This window comes from Chitinophaga sp. W3I9 (assembly GCF_050434025.1).
Taxonomy (GTDB): domain Bacteria; phylum Bacteroidota; class Bacteroidia; order Chitinophagales; family Chitinophagaceae; genus Chitinophaga.
The window spans coordinates 22,501-38,473 of the sequence record NZ_JBNPWC010000001.1; the positions used below are offsets into that span (position 1 = coordinate 22,501).

Here is a 15,973-nt window from a genome sequence, read left to right on the forward strand (position 1 = left end):
AAAAGGATTGCCTGATTTAGCGGGAGCTGTTTTAGCAGGACCGGTTACAATTGCTTTATCGGCAAAAGTAGTTTCCAGGTCTTTCTGCAGGTTGGTCATCATTTCCTTTTTGGCCGTGTCCAGCTCCGGCACAATGGAATCTGCGGCGGGAGGCGCTGCTGCCAGTGCCGTTTCGCCGGCATCCGATTTCAGTTCCCGGAAAGTTTGGAGGTTATATAAAGAATAACCGGCTTCGCCGGACTGTTTCAGCAGAAAGCCCTGATCACCTTTTGTTATTCTAAGGTTAAACTGTGCTTCCTTGGATTCTTTGTTTGGAAAACCCACCGTAATGGGCGCCGTACCTGTTTCCAACCGCGGGATAATGATGTAGCCCCTTTCGGTGGAACTCAGCACTTTGCCGTTATGTTTTACATAAAACGGCTGTCCCTTCTCGCTCTGAATATACACGTAGTGGAGTTGTTCCTGCGCCCACAGCCGGCCGCATAGTAACAGACATGCCCATACGAATATTACTGTCCTGTATTTGAGATGCATACTATATATTGGTATAAAACTGTCCTTGTGCAAATATTATTCCAGCACGATCAGCACCTCACCTTTTTCCACGGCGGTGCGCTCTTTTACCTTGATTTCTTTTACGATAGCATCTGAGCCGGCCTTGAACACGTTCTCCATTTTCATGGCTTCCAGGATCAGCACCGGATCGCCCTTTTTGATGGCCTGACCTGCGGTTACCAGCACTTTTAGCACCAGTCCGGGCATCGGCGCCTTGATGTCATTCACCTTTTTGGTCATCGCATCCTTGATCCCCATGGAGGCCAGCAGCTGGTCGATCGGTTCTTCTATCACCACTTCAAACTGTTGCTGATTTACCTGTAATACCACGGTTTTAGTATCTTTCTCTATCCTCAACACCTGCGCCTGGTAGCTGCGGCCGTCCATTATAACGCTGTAATCGCCGGTAGGCAGCTTCACTGCCGACCAGTCCACTTCCTGGTTATCGCAGGTAAGTTTGGTATCGTTATTAACGGCAAATGTAGATTTACCATTCACTATTGCTTTGATCATAATGCTGTTTTATTGGCCTGTAAGCTCAACAAAAATAGCATTTTTAACCACTTACCTCATATTTGGCCCATTTGTTTAAATTTGACTCTTTTTAATTGGCGCAAGCCGATACATTTGTTTAAAACAGTCTTTTACATGAATCTACATCTGAAGCAATCCCTGATGGGGATGCTGATCGGAGGAATAGCCGGACTCGGGATGAGCACTTCCCTGATGGCCCAATCTGACAAAGCTGCCCAGGAAGACCCCGCACTAAAGATCTACCGCGCATCCGCCACTAAAGTGAACGATCTGGTACACACTAAGCTGGACGTACGTTTCGACTACGCCAAGCGGTACCTCTATGGCAAAGCCTGGATAACCCTCAAGCCGCATTTTTATGCCACCGACTCCCTCACCCTGGACGCCAAAGGCATGGATATTAAAGAAGTGGCCGTAGTTAAAGCAGGTAAAAGCAGTCCGCTGAAATACAGCTACGACGACCTCCAACTGCACATCGCTTTGGATAAAAGCTACAAAGCCACCGAATCATATATCATCTATATCAGCTATACAGCAAAACCCGATGAACTCAAAGTAAAGGGAAGCGCCGCTATTTCTGATGCCAAAGGACTCTATTTTATCAATCCCGATGGCAAAGATCCTAAAAAGCCCACCCAGATATGGACGCAGGGCGAAACAGAAAGTTCTTCTGCCTGGTTTCCTACTATCGATAAAACCAACCAGAAGTGCACCGAGGAAATCAGCATGACCGTTGAAAAGAAATATGTTACCCTTTCCAATGGTAAGCTGGTAAGCCAGAAAAATAATGCCGACGGTACCCGTACAGATACCTGGAAGATGGATCTCCCCCACTCCCCTTACCTGTTTATGATGGCGCTAGGTGAATATGCCATTGTAAAAGATACCTGGCGCGGCAAAGAAGTAAGCTATTATGTGGAAAAGCCTTTTGAGAAATATGCCAGAAACATTTTTGGTAATACGCCTGAAATGCTCACCTTCTACTCTAAAATACTGGGATATGATTATCCCTGGGTGAAGTACTCCCAGATCACCGGCCGCGACTACGTTTCCGGCGCTATGGAAAACACCACCGCCACTCTTCACGGGGAGTTTATACAGAAAACGGACCGGGAGCTGCTGGACAATAACAACTACAATGAAGGCGTAATTGCGCATGAACTGTTCCACCACTGGTTTGGCGACCTGGCCACCGCAGAGTCGTGGAGCAATCTTACTGTGAATGAATCCTTCGCAGACTACAGCGAATACCTGTGGCTGGAACATAAATATGGTAAGGACGCTGCCGATGAACACAGCCTGGAAGCGGCACAGTCGTATATGTCGATGGTGCAGTATGCCGGCGATAAAGACCTGGTACGCTTCCATTATCACGACAAGGAAGATATGTTTGACCAGATCACCTATCAGAAAGGTGGCCGTATCCTACATATGCTCCGCAATGCCATAGGAGATTCTGCCTTCTTCAAATCCCTGAACGTTTACCTGAAAGCAAACGCCTTTAAAGCTACCGAAGCGCATCAGCTGCGTTTAGCCGTAGAAGAAGTAACCGGCAGGGATATGAACTGGTTCTTCAACGAATGGTATTTTGGTAAAGGCTTCCCACAGCTGGATATCAGCTATAAGTATAATGATGCCGCCAACACGGTGACCGTTATATTACAGCAGATCCAGAAAGAAGATAAAGTATGGCACATCCCCATGGCCATTGACATCTATGAAGGCGGCAAAGCAAACAGGCATAACATCTTCATGGAACACCGGGTTGATTCCTTTACCTTCTCTTACACGGCTAAACCAGACCTGGTAAATGTAGATGCAGATAAGGTAGTTTTAGCCAAGATAGACGACCACCGGGCGTTTAGCACTTATGCTTATCAATATGCCCACGCGCCTAATTATATGGACCGCCATATTGCTATAGATGAAGCAGCAGATGCACAGGCCACCAATCCTGAAGCAGTGAAACTGTTGCAGCTGGCGTTGAAAGATAAATATCACGGCTTAAGAACGTATGCCATCGGAAAGCTGAACCTGAGCAATGCAGCTGTGAAAACAGCCGCCCTGCCTGTTTTGACGGACCTTGCCAAACAAGATCCCAGCTCCCTGGTACGTGCAGCAGCACTGCTGCAACTGGGTGAACTAAAAGATCCGCAGTACGCCGCTTTGTTTGAAGCAGCAACAAAAGACAAATCCTATGCTGTAGAAGCCGCCGGCCTGGAAGGCTTAGCCACCCTGGATCTGGAAAAAGCATACACCATCGCCAAACAGCTGGAAAGCGACACCAAAGGCAAGCTGGTAAATGCTATCGCAGGTGTATATGCCAGGAAAGGCAACGCTTCCGATGTTACTTTTGTGGCAACAAAATTTGATGAAACCTCCGGCCAGGACAAGCTGAATGCAGCTTTCGACTACCTGGGCTTCTTATCCAAGATCAACAACACCCCTGCTGTAACAAAAGGTGTGGACCAGGTAAAAGCCATGACCGCCCAATTTAATAACTCACAGGTAAGCACCTACATCAGTAACTGGATGCAGGAAATCAGCAAAAGCAAATCGCAGGAAGCCACTGCCGTAACCGGCGCTAACCGCGACGAGCTGCTGAAACAGGCGGACTATCTGCGCAAGGCATCGGAGGAGATTAAAGCGAGTATTAAGTAACGCGTAGGTTGTCTTGCTCAGGATTACGCTGATTTTACTGATTTTACTTTTTGGATTTGCTTTATGATTTTTAATTGATTTATTTTTTTTAACTGATATCTATAACTGATAATGGGAGATAGAAGCCGGACATCGCTTTTATCTCCCATTATCTTTTAATCTTAAAAAAATCAAAAAAAGTAAATCAGTAAAATCAGCGTAATCCTGAGAAAGACAACCTACGCTTCAATCTCCACGAGGGCGTTGAGTTGCGGGTCCCAGCGCCAGGGAGTGTTGGCGAGTTTTACGCCTCCGAGCCAGCGGTGTTCGAGCGATATGTAGTCGAGGTAGTTTTCTTCTTCTTCCAGTATTTCCTTTCCCAGGCTGGTGATTTTCAGCATTTGGTCGTGTTCTTCGATGACGCCGGCATTGGCCATGCGGTGGATGAGAACATCGAGCTGGAAGTTGGTGAAGCCGTATATTTCGAGTTCGTTCCAGAAAAGCATGTAGAGGTCGTACCAGCGGTAGCTTCCGAGCACGAGGCGGAGCAGGAAATAGTTTTCAATGGTGTTCAGGCCGGTATTGATATCGGGGAAGCGTTTGAGATGTGCAGTGATAGCTTCGGGCAGGTATTTAAGATTTCCGGCAGGCAGCTTACTGATGGTTTCCAGCGCTTGTGGGGTGCTAAGGCACCAGGCGTCCCATACGTCGGCGGCCCAAAGCAGGTCTTCAGCCTGAAGCTGTGTCCGTTGTTCAAATATCTGCGGGAATTCATCCGCAGTGGGGTGATGGTGCAGATCTACCAGGGTGATGGGGGGAAGGATAGTAAGCCGGCTGCTGAGATAGTAAAGGATGAACAGCATATTGATCTGGCAAAACAGATCATATTCAAACCACAATACGATTTCCTCTGCAGCGGAGCCGGAGAGTGCTAATTTCTCCAGCTCCTGTACTACATTGGTATAATAGGTTTGCTTATCGATCCCGTAATGGAATTCGAGATGCTTGGCGCGGCTTTCAAAGAATTCTGTGAGGTCTTTGGTATATTTTACTTTGCCTTCGCACATCATTTCCCGGCACACCACTATCTCTCCCGGCACCTTGCTTTGCCGGAACAGGGCAAGGGTAGCATCTCCATTTAACACATGCAAATATGACATAAAATAGTTTTCCTGCTCTTACCAGCTGCCACTGGCGCCACCGCCACCACCGGAACCTCCTCCGAAGCCACCGAAGCCGCCACCTCCTCCACCACCGGACCATCCGCCTCCGCTGCTGCCACTACCGAAGCCTCCCATACCGCCGATTACCGGCCATATCCATCCGCCCCGTCTGTTATAGGTGGTACCGCCACCTCTGCCTCCGCCACCGCCACGGCCGATGATGGAAACAATGATTACAATTACCATGATGATCAGGAAAACGGCTCCCGGGCTGACGCCGGGTTTGCTTTGCCGCGGGTCTGCACGGTACTCGCCGGCGGCTGCTTTCTGAATGGCTTCCACAGCGCCGTCGAGGCCCTGGTAGTAGTGTCCTTCACGGAAAGCTGGCTTTATGATCTGTGAAATGATCTGGTTGGCGGTAGCGTCGGGTACTACGCCTTCCATGCCATAGCCTGTTTCAATCCTGATCTTCCTGTCTTCCACTGAAACAAGAATAAGTATACCATTGTTCTTGCCTTTGGTACCTATTCCCCAGTCGCGCAATATTTTTAATGATACCTGACTGATATCGTAGTCACCGATGGACTTGAGTGTAACAATTGCTATTTGCGTGGAGGTACTGTCGAAATAGGCCACTACTTTTTGTTCGAGGGCATCATCTTCCGTTTTCAGCAACACGCCTGCAAAGTCATTGACTAAAGTGGGAGGATTAGGCCGGGGCGGTATATTCTGGGCATTTGCCAGCAAACCCGCCATCATTAATAATCCCGGTAAAAACCAGCGTAGTATCCTCATTGTATCAAAGCTAAAATCGTTTTAAAAAGAGTGGCTTTTATTTGCCGAAGACGATATCGTCGGGCAGTTCATTCGCATCATTACCGGCTTCATGCGGGAAAAAGGTACGGAGTGAGGCGCCTATTTCCGCTATACATGCTTCGATGCCATCGATAATACGATTGCGCTGAAAGTGGTCGATTAACAATGCTGCTTCCTTCACCCAGAATTCGTCGCCTACTTTTTCATGTATGCCCTGGTCGCCCAGGATAGCAAACTGCCGGTCTTTGATGGCCACATATACCAAAACGCCGTTGCGCAATTTTGTTTTTCCCATATCGAGTGACACGAAAGCTTCTTTCGCCCTGTCCATAGGATCCACATAGCTGCAATGGCTTTCTACAAACAACCTGATTTCTCCGGAAGTAAGCCGTTCTGCTACCCGGATAGCCTGCACGAGTCTTTCTTTCTCCGTTTCTGAAAAAATCTCTTTTCGTTTAAAAGGGAAAATGCGCATGCTGAATATAATTTTTGGATTGCTGTTCCGGGGGATGCCGGTATTGCACCAGCATCCCGGAGACAGCTTATCTTGTAAGGGTTGTTTTAGAATTTAACCTCGGGAGCATTTTGGGCACCTGCGGCTGCTTCGAAATAACCTTTTTGTTTAAAGCCAGTGATACCGGCTATAATGTTGTTTGGGAAAGTACGAACGGAGCTGTTGTAAGCATTTACCGCTTCGTTGAAGTCATTTCGGGCTACGTTAATCCTGTTTTCCGTTCCTTCAAGTTGAGCCTGGAGGTTCTGGAAATTAGCATTTGCTTTCAGGTCGGGGTAGGCTTCAGATACGGCGAGTAAGCGGCCCAGTGCCTGGCTTAACTGTCCTTGTGCAGCCTGGTATTGTTGAATTTTCTCAGGGCTGAGATCATTCACGTCTACTTTGATCTGGGTAGCGCTGGCGCGTGCCTGGATCACTTTTTCGAGGGTTTCAGTTTCGAAATTAGCGGCGCCTTTCACGGTGGCCACCAGGTTAGGGATCAGATCAGCACGGCGTTGATAGCTACTTTGTACCACTCCCCATTTATTTTTCACATTTTCGTCTTTAGTAACGAGGCCGTTGTATTTACCACAACCTAACATGACCAATAACGCGAGTACTACAATAACAATAATTCCTGTTTTCATCTGAATTTAAATTTAAGTTTTAAGTGCCGGCAAATGTGCAAAAGGTATTCCCGATTTTACGCTTGCCGGTGTAAGTAGTTTTTTCACCGGTGAACGCTATAAAAAAAGCGGTTAACGCACGCTTTTCATAACTACACGAAAATATGGAAACTCCCCCACTAAATCGCTATTGGATAAGGAAACGGCTATTTTTTAAAAAAGTTCATTCATCCTTGAAATATTCATCATAAAACAGTATGTTTATATGTACCTTTGTTGAGCGTAAAACATTGAACGTTTTACCGTAAGATTTAAGGTGAATGGGGCAGAATGGATACAAAATCGATATCGAAAGTTTCATTGTTTCTAACTCATTTATTATCAATAACTTGGAACTAAGTCTGCTTAAATGAGTGCACAACACATCCATATTCTCTATATTGATGATGAAATACACAATCTGAATGCTTTCAAAGCTTCATTCAGAAGGCTGTACAACGTGGTTACAGCCAGTTCTGCGGAGGACGCGGAAAAGCTGCTGGCAGAACAGGAATTTCACATCATTATCTCGGACCAGCGGATGCCAAAGACAACCGGGATAGAGTTTTTTGAATCAATACTGGAAAAGTACCCCGAGCCTATACGCATGCTGCTGACCGGCTATGCCGATATCAACGCGGTAGTAGATGCCATTAACAAAGGACAGGTATATAAATATTTCTCCAAACCCTGGAATGAAGAGGAGTTGAAACACAATATCGAAAAGGCATATGAAGTGTACGCCCTCCGCAAAGAGAATAAAGAGTTAACCGCCAAATTGCTCGATGTAAACCAGAAACTGGAGTTCCTGGTAAGACAGAAACTAATTTCCTGATCATTATTAGAGGCAGTGAAGATAACGAGGCGTTCCTGGAAAATGGGGACAGGCCTGCTTATGCCTTACTTTTGCCTTGCACGCGGCGGTTTGCCGCACCGTTTCGGGCATGGTGCGGACAAAGTATTGCCCGTTCCTCCGGTAACCGATCAGGTTACCCAGCTTGCCCGTGAAGCTGATTATTCCGACTTGTTTTCCCATAATAGATTAATTTTTTTACTGAAAATAAGATAAAAGCTTAGCCGGGTATCCGGTCAGAATTTTGAGATTGACAAACGGGAGAGTATCGTGTATTGGATGTTATTCAAACGGGAAGGGATAACGGTTCACTTCTCTCTAAAACGGCATGGACTACCATTCGAAACTATCTAAATCTGTAAATGTTGATTTTCCTTTAACTTGCACCACATTGTGAACTTAATTTCCTAGAATCATGCAAGTTTGGAAAGATTACCAGGCAGAGAACAAAGATCGTTTCCTGGATGAATTACTGGCGCTGTTACGCATTCCTTCTGTGAGTGCGGATTCCCGTCACAATAAAGATACCCAGCAATGTGCGGAAGCGGTAAAAGTACGTTTGGAAGAAGCCGGCGCAGATAAAGTAGAAGTATGTCAGACTGCTGGTCACCCGATCGTTTATGGCGAAAAGATCATAGATCCTTCCTTACCCACCGTACTGGTATACGGCCACTATGATGTACAGCCTGCAGATCCGCTGGAGCTGTGGCACAGCGGTCCGTTTGAACCTGTAATTAAAGATGGCAATATATATGCCCGTGGCAGTGCAGATGACAAAGGCCAGTTTTACATGCATGTAAAGGCTTTTGAAACCATGAACAAAACCAACACGATTCCCTGCAACATCAAATTTATGATTGAAGGGGAAGAAGAAGTAGGTTCTGCTAACCTGGGCATCTTCCTGAAAGATAACAAGGAACGCCTGAAAGCGGATGTGGTATTGATTTCAGATACTTCCATGATCAGCCTGAAAAACCCTTCCATTGATACGGGCCTGCGCGGACTGGCTTATATGGAAGTGGAAGTAACCGGTCCTAACCGCGACCTGCACAGTGGTGTATACGGTGGCGCTGTAGCTAACCCGGCTACTATCCTTGCGAAAATGATTGCTTCCCTGCATGATGAAAATAATCACATCACCATTCCCGGCTTCTATGATAAAGTGCAGGAACTAAGTACAGAAGAGAGGACCGCGCTGAATGCCGCTCCTTTTGATGAAGAAGAATATAAAAAAGACCTGGGTGTAGCGGATGTTTGGGGAGAGAAAGGATTTACGACGATCGAAAGAACCGGTATCCGGCCAACGCTGGAAGTAAATGGTATCTGGGGTGGTTATACCGGCGAAGGTTCCAAGACCGTATTGCCATCAAAAGCATTTGCCAAGATTTCCATGCGCCTTGTCCCTAACCAGGACTGGCACGAAATATCAGATCTGTTCACCAAACATATTGAAGCCATTGCACCTAAGAGTGTGAAGGTGAAAGTAACCAAGCATCATGGCGGCAGCCCGTATGTTACGCCAATCGACTCGGTGGCATTTAAGGCAGCGCACAAAGCTATCCACGCTACTTTTGGCAAAGATCCTATCCCGGTGCGCGGTGGCGGTAGTATTCCTATCGTGGCACTGTTTGAAAAGGAACTGGGGCTGAAAACAGTACTGATGGGCTTTGGATTGGACAGCGACAACCTGCATTCTCCCAACGAGAAGTATGGTTTAGCCAATTATTACAAAGGCATTGAAACCATTCCTTATTTCCACAAATTTTTTGCGGAGATGAGTAAATAGCCAATCTGGCGGCAGCTCCGGTTGCCGCCGGCTTAAAGTTTTTGAATATGAGTAATACCGAAAAAGTACGCGTAGATAAATATCTCTGGTCTATCAGGGTGTTTAAAACCCGCAGCCAGGCTGCAGATGCCTGCGACGGCGGTAAAGTGAAGATGAACGGCTCCTCTGTGAAAGCCGCTAAGCCCGTAAATCCGGGGGATAAATTTGAGATCAGGAGCGAAGCCCGTAAGTGGGTGATTGAAGTGGTGAGCGTTATCTCCAACCGGGTGCCGTATAGTGAAGCCATTAAACATTATATAGACACCACTCCTGATGAGGATAAACTGGCGCCCGCTTTTGTTGCGTCTGTGTTTCAGACAGGTAAGCGACAGAGTAAGATTGGCCGGCCCACGAAGAAAGACCGGAGGAGTATTGAAGGGTTTATGGAAGGGGATGAAGAGGAGTAGTGTAATTAGTGAAGGTCATCTTTCAAAAAGTTTCTGTGCAAAGTGAATAGCAAGTTATTCTTAATCAGGCTGATAAAGGATAGTAGGATTTATCGGACCTGGCTAAAAATTAGTAAGAGCTAAAAAGGTCAAACCAGCTGGTTTGACCTTTTTAATAGTGGTATCTACATTGTAGAATGTAGATAGAATCTTCTATTACTTTGTACACTAATCTGTGTTCCTGGTCAATTCTTCGGGACCAGCATCCAGCCAGATTCTCTTTGAGCAATTCAGGTTTTCCCAAACCTTCAAAAGGTTGTCTCATTGTGTCTTTCAGTAATTCATTAATCTTTTTCATGATCCTACGATCATGGTGTTGCCAATATAAGTAATCCTCCCAGGCATTACTATCCCATGTAAGCGTCATTTAATCTTCAATTAGGTCATGTTTCTCACTAATACCTTTATCTGCCCTTTCCAGAGCCTCCATCAAACGAGTTCTATTCTTCTCTGACCTCATGAGGTGCAATGTTTCCTGGATAGAATTGTATTCTTCCAGAGAAATGATTACAACACTTTTTTCATTACCACGCGGCACAATGAGAACATCATGATTATCCGAAACGTTATCAAGATGTGCTTTCATTTTATGCCTGAACTCACTATAATTTACTACTTGCATATGATGCTATTTATGTAATAGGTACTTTTAAACGTACCTAATATTGTACTCATTCTTGTAAAATTAGTTCGTTTATATGAACCTTCCAAATATATTTGCGAGGCTGAATTGCTAATACCTCACACCGGTAAAGCTTTAGCAATTTATTTTTCATAACCGGTCTTTCAGCTCCTGCTGTACTTCCTAGGCGAGGTCTTTTATTTTTTCCATTTCGGCAATACTGAAAACCGCTGCATGATGGCGTGTTTCGCGCGCTTTTTTGTAAAAGGTGCTTTCGCTCCAGCCACATTCTTCACAAACTTTTTCACGAAACTTAACGGCGCTGCCGGCGAAGCCTTCGAAGAGAGAACGGAGCGGATTGGTTTGTACAGTTTTTGTCGGTTGCATGATATGTATGGTTTTGGTTAACATGGTTGAATTATAACAAGACTTTTAGCCTGTTAATATGCCTTAAAGATAATGCTTTTTATATTACTGTGTGTTTATTCGCACACATATTTTCTATTCATTTTGTTCATATTCGACTTGAATATGGATATCAATAAGCAAGAGGAATTAAAACAATTTGGCAATAAATTACGCCAGTTGCGAGAGCAAAAGGGATGGAGTTTGCGCCAGATGGCGACAAATTGCAGTATTGATTTTTCTAATCTGGGACAGATGGAGAAGGGCAGAGTAGATGTAAGATTTTCTACAATTATTGAACTCGCTAAAGTATTAGAAGTTACCCCGTGTGATCTATTTGATTGTTAGACCCATATATAAACAGATCAATTTCGTGCTTCCAATTTATCAATGTCATCCAGGTCTTTATGGCGACCAGCGGCTCTCTTAGCCTGTATGAGATTATTTAAATGCAAATACTTTATCTCCAGATCTCCATCAATAAATATTTGAACTGAAGCAGCGGCTTCTTCGAAATCCACGCCTTTTAGTTTCGTCAGGATATCTATTCCTACGGGAGAACGACCAAATGAAAATACATCAGCCTTCTCTACGTCTAAAAATTTACTTTCTGTCATATCAAAAACAGGTAGTCCAAAATCAGCAAACGCTCTGGTCAGCTTTAAATAATTCTCTTTGGTCCTATTTACTCAAATATCATATCGCCTGTTACCCTTCTATAGCCATGGCGAATAACGGCATAGCCACCTGCCAGAATATATTCAACCTGATTGCTATTCAAAGCTCTGGATGAAATCCCTAAAATCGTCATTAAATATCGACCGCATTATTATTTCTGTTTTCTACATGAAAATACAGTCTTATCCATCCGTGGCGGGTTGTCCAAATCAAAACCATAAGCTTTTGAAATAAGATACCATGCCTGACGGACCCGTTCTTCCAGCGAAAGGCTTAAATCAACATTATCCGCATCCGACTCAGCAAATGTCTTGATTTTGAAGGCTGTTCTGTCAAATCTGTATGGTTCCATAAATATGTGAATTTACTAATAACAAAGATACTTATCCCGCCACTACTGACATTCTCCCTTTTTTCTACAATTTCTCACTTTTGCGTAGTAATTTTGCATCCTCATTCTTAAACTAAGGATTTTCAATGCCTAAACAAAGCGACGTACTTACTGCCGATTTCCTTGTGAAAGTAGCAGAAGAATTTGGTACCCCGGTATATATATACCATGCAGAAAAGATTAAAACCCAGTATGAAAAGCTGCAAAAGGCCTTTCATAAGTCTGACACCCGCTTTTTCTACGCCTGTAAGGCATTGACCAACATCAATATCCTTAAGTACATCAATTCTATTGGTTGCGGCCTGGACACGGTGTCGATCCAGGAAGTACAACTGGGCCTGAGAGCTGGCTTTGATCCGAAGAATATCATCTTTACGCCTAACTGTGTGGACCTGCAGGAAATTATTGCAGCGAAAGACCTGGGCGTAATCATTAATATAGACAACCTCTCCATCCTGGAGCAGTTTGGCAACAAGTTCGGTGGCAGTTATCCGATCTGTATCCGCCTGAACCCGCATATTATGGCGGGCGGAAACTTCAAGATCTCTACCGGGCATATCGATAGTAAGTTTGGTATTTCCATCCACCAGATGCGGCATATCGAACGCATTATCAATTCCACTAAACTGAAAGTGACCGGGTTACACATGCACACCGGCTCTGAAATTAAGGATGTAGACGTGTTCCTGCGGGGCGTGGAAGTGATGTTTGAAATGGTGCAACACTTCCCTGACCTGGAATCTATTGACCTGGGCAGCGGCTTTAAGGTAGCTTACCAGCAGGGAGATCCTGAAACAGACATCGACCTGCTCGGCAAAAAACTGAGCGAAGCGTTCAATAACTTTGCTAAATCATACGTGCGCCCGCTGCAGCTGTGGTTTGAACCAGGAAAATTCCTCGTAAGCCAGAGCGGTTACTTTGTAGTAAAGGCCAACGTGATCAAGCAAACTACCGCTAACGTATTTGTAGGGGTGAATTCAGGCTTCAACCACCTGATCCGGCCGATGTTTTACGAGGCATTCCACCTGATCCGTAATATTTCCAACCCGAAGGGCACGGAGCGGATCTATACAGTGGTAGGTAATATCTGTGAAACAGACACCTTTGGATGGGACCGTAAGATCAATGAGGTAAGGGAAGGCGATTACCTGGTGTTTTATAACGCCGGCGCCTATGGTTTTGAAATGTCCTCTAACTTTAACTCCCGCCTGAAACCGGCGGAAGTACTGGTAAAAGAAGGCAAACCACACCTGATCCGCAAGCGTGATACTTTGGAAGATCTGCTTAAAAACCAGATCGAATTGCAATAAATCTTCCGGATTTCCGCGGATTCAGGTATTTGATTATCAGGTGTATACCAGATTTGACAAATACCTGAATCCCGGAATTCAATATTGATACAATATTTCCCCTACCTTTGCGTCTACATTAGTACCCTCCTCTGTTATTCCTGCAATGTTTTACTGTAAATTGTAATAAGAATTTATTACTGGCACTAAAAGGACAGCCTTTGGTTATAATTGTACGATAATATGAAAGTTTTAACTGCACACCCCGGTATATTTAACGATGATAAAGTAATTGAATCCAATATATCATTCGTACCCTTCCTCAATTATCTGAAGGAAAAGGTAACACATGAAGGAGAAGCCCGTTCGTCTTTCTATAAACTGATCATTGATAAATTTGAAAGTAACCCGGAAATACTCAAACCCATTCCCGGCAATGGTGATCTGAGCGCTTATAAGGAATACCTGGATCTATTGATAGCCGCCATTTTCCCGGTGACCACGGATTCCAGCAAAGACATCTATGGCATAGGTGTTCCGTTTAAGTTCGCCATCTTCCATTATTCTGATCTCTTTAAACAGCTATTTGCAGAAAACGGCTCCGAGTTATCGGCCGTTCCGGACGGTATTTCCATTGCACAGGTAAAAAAAGACAAGATCACCTGGTTATATAAACTGATCCTGGAAAAGGTATTCCACTTTCCCATGAACTATAAGAACGATATCATCCATACGCTGGAAACGCCGGATGGTGGTAAACGTTATGTGAAAGTAAATATTGATCCCAGGTTTGTGGATGTAAAGGTAAACGGTGAACTGCCGCATCTGAACTATGATATGTTCTGTTCCAAGCAGATCACGCCGGATGCCCTGCAGGAGTTGTTACCTACCAGTATGTTTTCTTTGGAAGGCTTTGTTATCTGGACCGTGAAAGATGTAACCCAATCGGAAACGCTCAATAATATCAAGAGCCTGGTGATGAACATGCGCGCCAGCAACGAGGTAGAGAGCTACCGTACCCTGGAAAAAATGATCCCGGTTATTTTGGGCATACCTGATGTAACCGCCCACCTGGTACCTTTCCCTAAAGTGAATGGCAAGAATGTGCTGGAAGAACAATTTTCCAATACTGATCCGATCCTGGGGGTTGGCAACAAAAAACAACAGCAACACTTTTTCCAGCTGCTGCTGGAGCATTCGCAGCAAAACCCTGCGCCGCTGATTGTTCCGGATGTAAATGAGGCGTCTATTGCGCCCCACGCATTCCTGAAATATTTGCCGATCAAGAACATCCGGAGTTTTCTGATACTCCCGATCACCCATAAAAAGGAAATACTGGGCGTGCTGGAGCTGGCCTCTTCCACTCCCAACCGCTTGTCGGCTGACCCGCTGTGGAAGCTGCAAAACACCTATCCCCTGCTGGTGCTCATGCTGAACCGCAGCATGAACATCCTCGAGAACCGGCTGAATGAAGTGATCAAAGACCAGTTTACCGCATTACAGCCTTCCGTAGAATGGAAGTTTGTAGACGCTGCCTGGAGTTACCTGCTGACACCCGAAGAAGAAAGGAAAGATATTGAAAGCATCAGCTTTGATGAGGTATACCCGCTTTATGGCGCTGTGGATATCCGCAACTCATCTGTACAGCAGGGCACCGCTATCCGCGAGGATTTGCAGGAACAGCTGGAACTGATCCGTGATACCCTTGAAACCATCGGTAAAACCATTCACCTGCCTTTACTGGAAGAGCTGCAGTTTAAAACAAATGACCTGCTCGACAATCTCAGTAACAGCCTGCAGGCGGGCGAAGACCTGAAAGTGAATGAATTCATGGACCAGGAGATACAGCCTGTACTGGAACATCTCTGTGAAGATAATGAAGATCTGAAACCCTTACTGGCCAGCTATTTTGCCCAGATGGACAAATCAGAAGGACATGTTTATCATCACCGGAGGGAGTACGAAGACAGTTTAGCCAGCATCAACACAGCCATCAGCCAGTACCTGGAGAAAGAACGCCAGTATATCCAGCATTCTTTCCCCTGCTACTTTGAAAAGTACCGCACCGATGGCGTGGAGTATACTATTTATATTGGGCAGTCGATTGCCCAGGAAAAGAAGTTTGACCAGTTATACCTGCGCAACCTGCGCCTGTGGCAGCTTTCCTCCATGGCGCATATCGCAAGACTTACACATAAACTGGGGCCTAAATTAAAAGTGCCGCTGCAAACCACCCAGATGATCCTGATGCACAGCGCTCCTATTACCATCAGCTTCCGCAGCGATGAACGCCGGTTTGATGTGGAAGGCGCTTACAATGTGCGTTATGAGATCATCAAAAAACGCATTGATAAAGTACATATAAAAGATACCGGCGAGCGGTTAACGCAGCCTGGTACCATTGCAATGGTATACTCTTATGTGAGGGAAATGGAAGAACTGAAAAAGTATATCACTTTCCTGCAAAGCAAGAAAATACTGTTGCCGGAAATTGAAATGCTGGACCTGGAAGAGTTACAAGGTGTGAGTGGATTGAAAGCGCTCCGCGTGAAAGTAAATATGGAAGCTCCGCTGTGAAGCGAGGATACGTTGCCCGTT

General features: G+C 45.3%; 19 protein-coding genes (1 of these 19 cut by a window edge). 7 read left to right on the forward strand and 12 right to left on the reverse strand.

All coding sequences use genetic code 11. The annotated features are described in order from the left end of the window. Together QFZ51_RS00075 and QFZ51_RS00080 are read right to left on the reverse strand one after the other, a co-directional pair. Nucleotides 1–534, reverse strand: partial view of a DUF4476 domain-containing protein gene (locus tag QFZ51_RS00075; RefSeq protein WP_429041976.1) — the 5' portion only. Its footprint begins 981 nt before the window's first position; the window shows 534 of its 1,515 coding nt (coding positions 1–534); the start codon lies at nt 532–534; the stop codon falls past the left edge of the window. 36 nt (nt 535–570) lie between these two features. Next, the gene (locus QFZ51_RS00080; RefSeq protein ID WP_370913304.1) at nt 571–1,068 is read right to left on the reverse strand and encodes a biotin/lipoyl-containing protein; all 498 of its coding nucleotides are present in this window, start codon (nt 1,066–1,068) and stop codon (nt 571–573) included. A 135-nt stretch (nt 1,069–1,203) separates the two neighbouring features. Here QFZ51_RS00080 and QFZ51_RS00085 point away from each other — a divergent pair, with 135 nt between their 5' ends. Then, entirely contained in the window at nt 1,204–3,750 is a 2,547-nt protein-coding gene (locus QFZ51_RS00085; RefSeq protein WP_429041979.1) for a M1 family aminopeptidase, read from the forward strand. A 218-nt stretch (nt 3,751–3,968) separates the two neighbouring features. Here QFZ51_RS00085 and QFZ51_RS00090 read toward each other — a convergent pair whose 3' ends face one another. From QFZ51_RS00090 to QFZ51_RS00105, 4 genes are all read right to left on the reverse strand, one after another. Continuing rightward, a complete protein-coding gene (locus QFZ51_RS00090; protein WP_429041982.1) occupies nt 3,969–4,889 on the reverse strand; it encodes a hypothetical protein in 921 nt (306 codons plus the stop codon). 18 nt (nt 4,890–4,907) lie between these two features. After that, nucleotides 4,908–5,687, reverse strand: a complete 780-nt coding sequence (locus QFZ51_RS00095; protein ID WP_429041983.1) for a TPM domain-containing protein — start codon at nt 5,685–5,687, stop codon at nt 4,908–4,910. A gap of 37 nt (nt 5,688–5,724) precedes the next feature. After that, complete coding sequence (locus QFZ51_RS00100; protein WP_429041986.1) at nt 5,725–6,183, reverse strand: TPM domain-containing protein; 459 nt, start codon at nt 6,181–6,183, stop codon at nt 5,725–5,727. Between the two features lie 86 nt (nt 6,184–6,269). After that, nucleotides 6,270–6,848: a LemA family protein gene (locus QFZ51_RS00105; RefSeq protein WP_429041989.1), complete on the reverse strand. Its 579-nt coding sequence runs from the start codon at nt 6,846–6,848 to the stop codon at nt 6,270–6,272. A 388-nt stretch (nt 6,849–7,236) separates the two neighbouring features. On the opposite strand from QFZ51_RS00105, the gene QFZ51_RS00110 reads away from it, so the two are divergent. Further along, a complete protein-coding gene (locus tag QFZ51_RS00110) occupies nt 7,237–7,701 on the forward strand; it encodes a response regulator (RefSeq protein WP_429041990.1) in 465 nt (154 codons plus the stop codon). 6 nt (nt 7,702–7,707) lie between these two features. Here the strand turns inward: QFZ51_RS00110 and QFZ51_RS00115 are convergent, their stop codons facing one another. Continuing rightward, nucleotides 7,708–7,902, reverse strand: a complete 195-nt coding sequence (locus QFZ51_RS00115) for a hypothetical protein (protein ID WP_429041992.1) — start codon at nt 7,900–7,902, stop codon at nt 7,708–7,710. A gap of 232 nt (nt 7,903–8,134) precedes the next feature. Here QFZ51_RS00115 and QFZ51_RS00120 point away from each other — a divergent pair, with 232 nt between their 5' ends. Both QFZ51_RS00120 and QFZ51_RS00125 read left to right on the forward strand, forming a co-directional pair. Continuing rightward, nucleotides 8,135–9,505, forward strand: a complete 1,371-nt coding sequence (locus tag QFZ51_RS00120) for a dipeptidase (RefSeq protein WP_429041994.1) — start codon at nt 8,135–8,137, stop codon at nt 9,503–9,505. A 47-nt stretch (nt 9,506–9,552) separates the two neighbouring features. After that, on the forward strand, nt 9,553–9,951 hold the full coding sequence (locus QFZ51_RS00125) for an RNA-binding S4 domain-containing protein (RefSeq protein WP_429041997.1): 399 nt from the start codon (nt 9,553–9,555) through the stop codon (nt 9,949–9,951). A 151-nt stretch (nt 9,952–10,102) separates the two neighbouring features. Here QFZ51_RS00125 and QFZ51_RS00130 read toward each other — a convergent pair whose 3' ends face one another. The 3 genes from QFZ51_RS00130 to QFZ51_RS00140 form a co-directional block, all read right to left on the reverse strand. Then, nucleotides 10,103–10,357 (reverse strand): Txe/YoeB family addiction module toxin, encoded by a 255-nt coding sequence (locus tag QFZ51_RS00130; protein ID WP_429042000.1) that lies wholly within the window; start codon nt 10,355–10,357, stop codon nt 10,103–10,105. Next, nucleotides 10,358–10,612: a type II toxin-antitoxin system Phd/YefM family antitoxin gene (locus QFZ51_RS00135; RefSeq protein WP_429042003.1), complete on the reverse strand. Its 255-nt coding sequence runs from the start codon at nt 10,610–10,612 to the stop codon at nt 10,358–10,360. Nucleotides 10,613–10,795: 183 nt separating this feature from the next. Beyond that, nucleotides 10,796–10,999, reverse strand: a complete 204-nt coding sequence (locus tag QFZ51_RS00140; RefSeq protein WP_429042006.1) for a hypothetical protein — start codon at nt 10,997–10,999, stop codon at nt 10,796–10,798. 144 nt (nt 11,000–11,143) lie between these two features. On the opposite strand from QFZ51_RS00140, the gene QFZ51_RS00145 reads away from it, so the two are divergent. Beyond that, nucleotides 11,144–11,365, forward strand: coding sequence for a helix-turn-helix domain-containing protein (locus tag QFZ51_RS00145; RefSeq protein WP_336389068.1), 222 nt, complete (start codon nt 11,144–11,146; stop codon nt 11,363–11,365). 17 nt (nt 11,366–11,382) lie between these two features. Here QFZ51_RS00145 and QFZ51_RS00150 read toward each other — a convergent pair whose 3' ends face one another. Then, on the reverse strand, nt 11,383–11,634 hold the full coding sequence (locus tag QFZ51_RS00150) for a hypothetical protein (RefSeq protein WP_429042008.1): 252 nt from the start codon (nt 11,632–11,634) through the stop codon (nt 11,383–11,385). A 212-nt stretch (nt 11,635–11,846) separates the two neighbouring features. After that, on the reverse strand, nt 11,847–12,047 hold the full coding sequence (locus QFZ51_RS00155; RefSeq protein ID WP_429042011.1) for a hypothetical protein: 201 nt from the start codon (nt 12,045–12,047) through the stop codon (nt 11,847–11,849). Between the two features lie 125 nt (nt 12,048–12,172). Between QFZ51_RS00155 and lysA the strand changes: the two genes are divergently transcribed. Both lysA and QFZ51_RS00165 read left to right on the forward strand, forming a co-directional pair. After that, complete coding sequence (gene lysA, locus QFZ51_RS00160) at nt 12,173–13,396, forward strand: diaminopimelate decarboxylase (protein WP_370913316.1); 1,224 nt, start codon at nt 12,173–12,175, stop codon at nt 13,394–13,396. A gap of 222 nt (nt 13,397–13,618) precedes the next feature. Further along, nucleotides 13,619–15,952, forward strand: a complete 2,334-nt coding sequence (locus tag QFZ51_RS00165; RefSeq protein WP_429042013.1) for a GAF domain-containing protein — start codon at nt 13,619–13,621, stop codon at nt 15,950–15,952. Nucleotides 15,953–15,973: the final 21 nt, after the last annotated feature.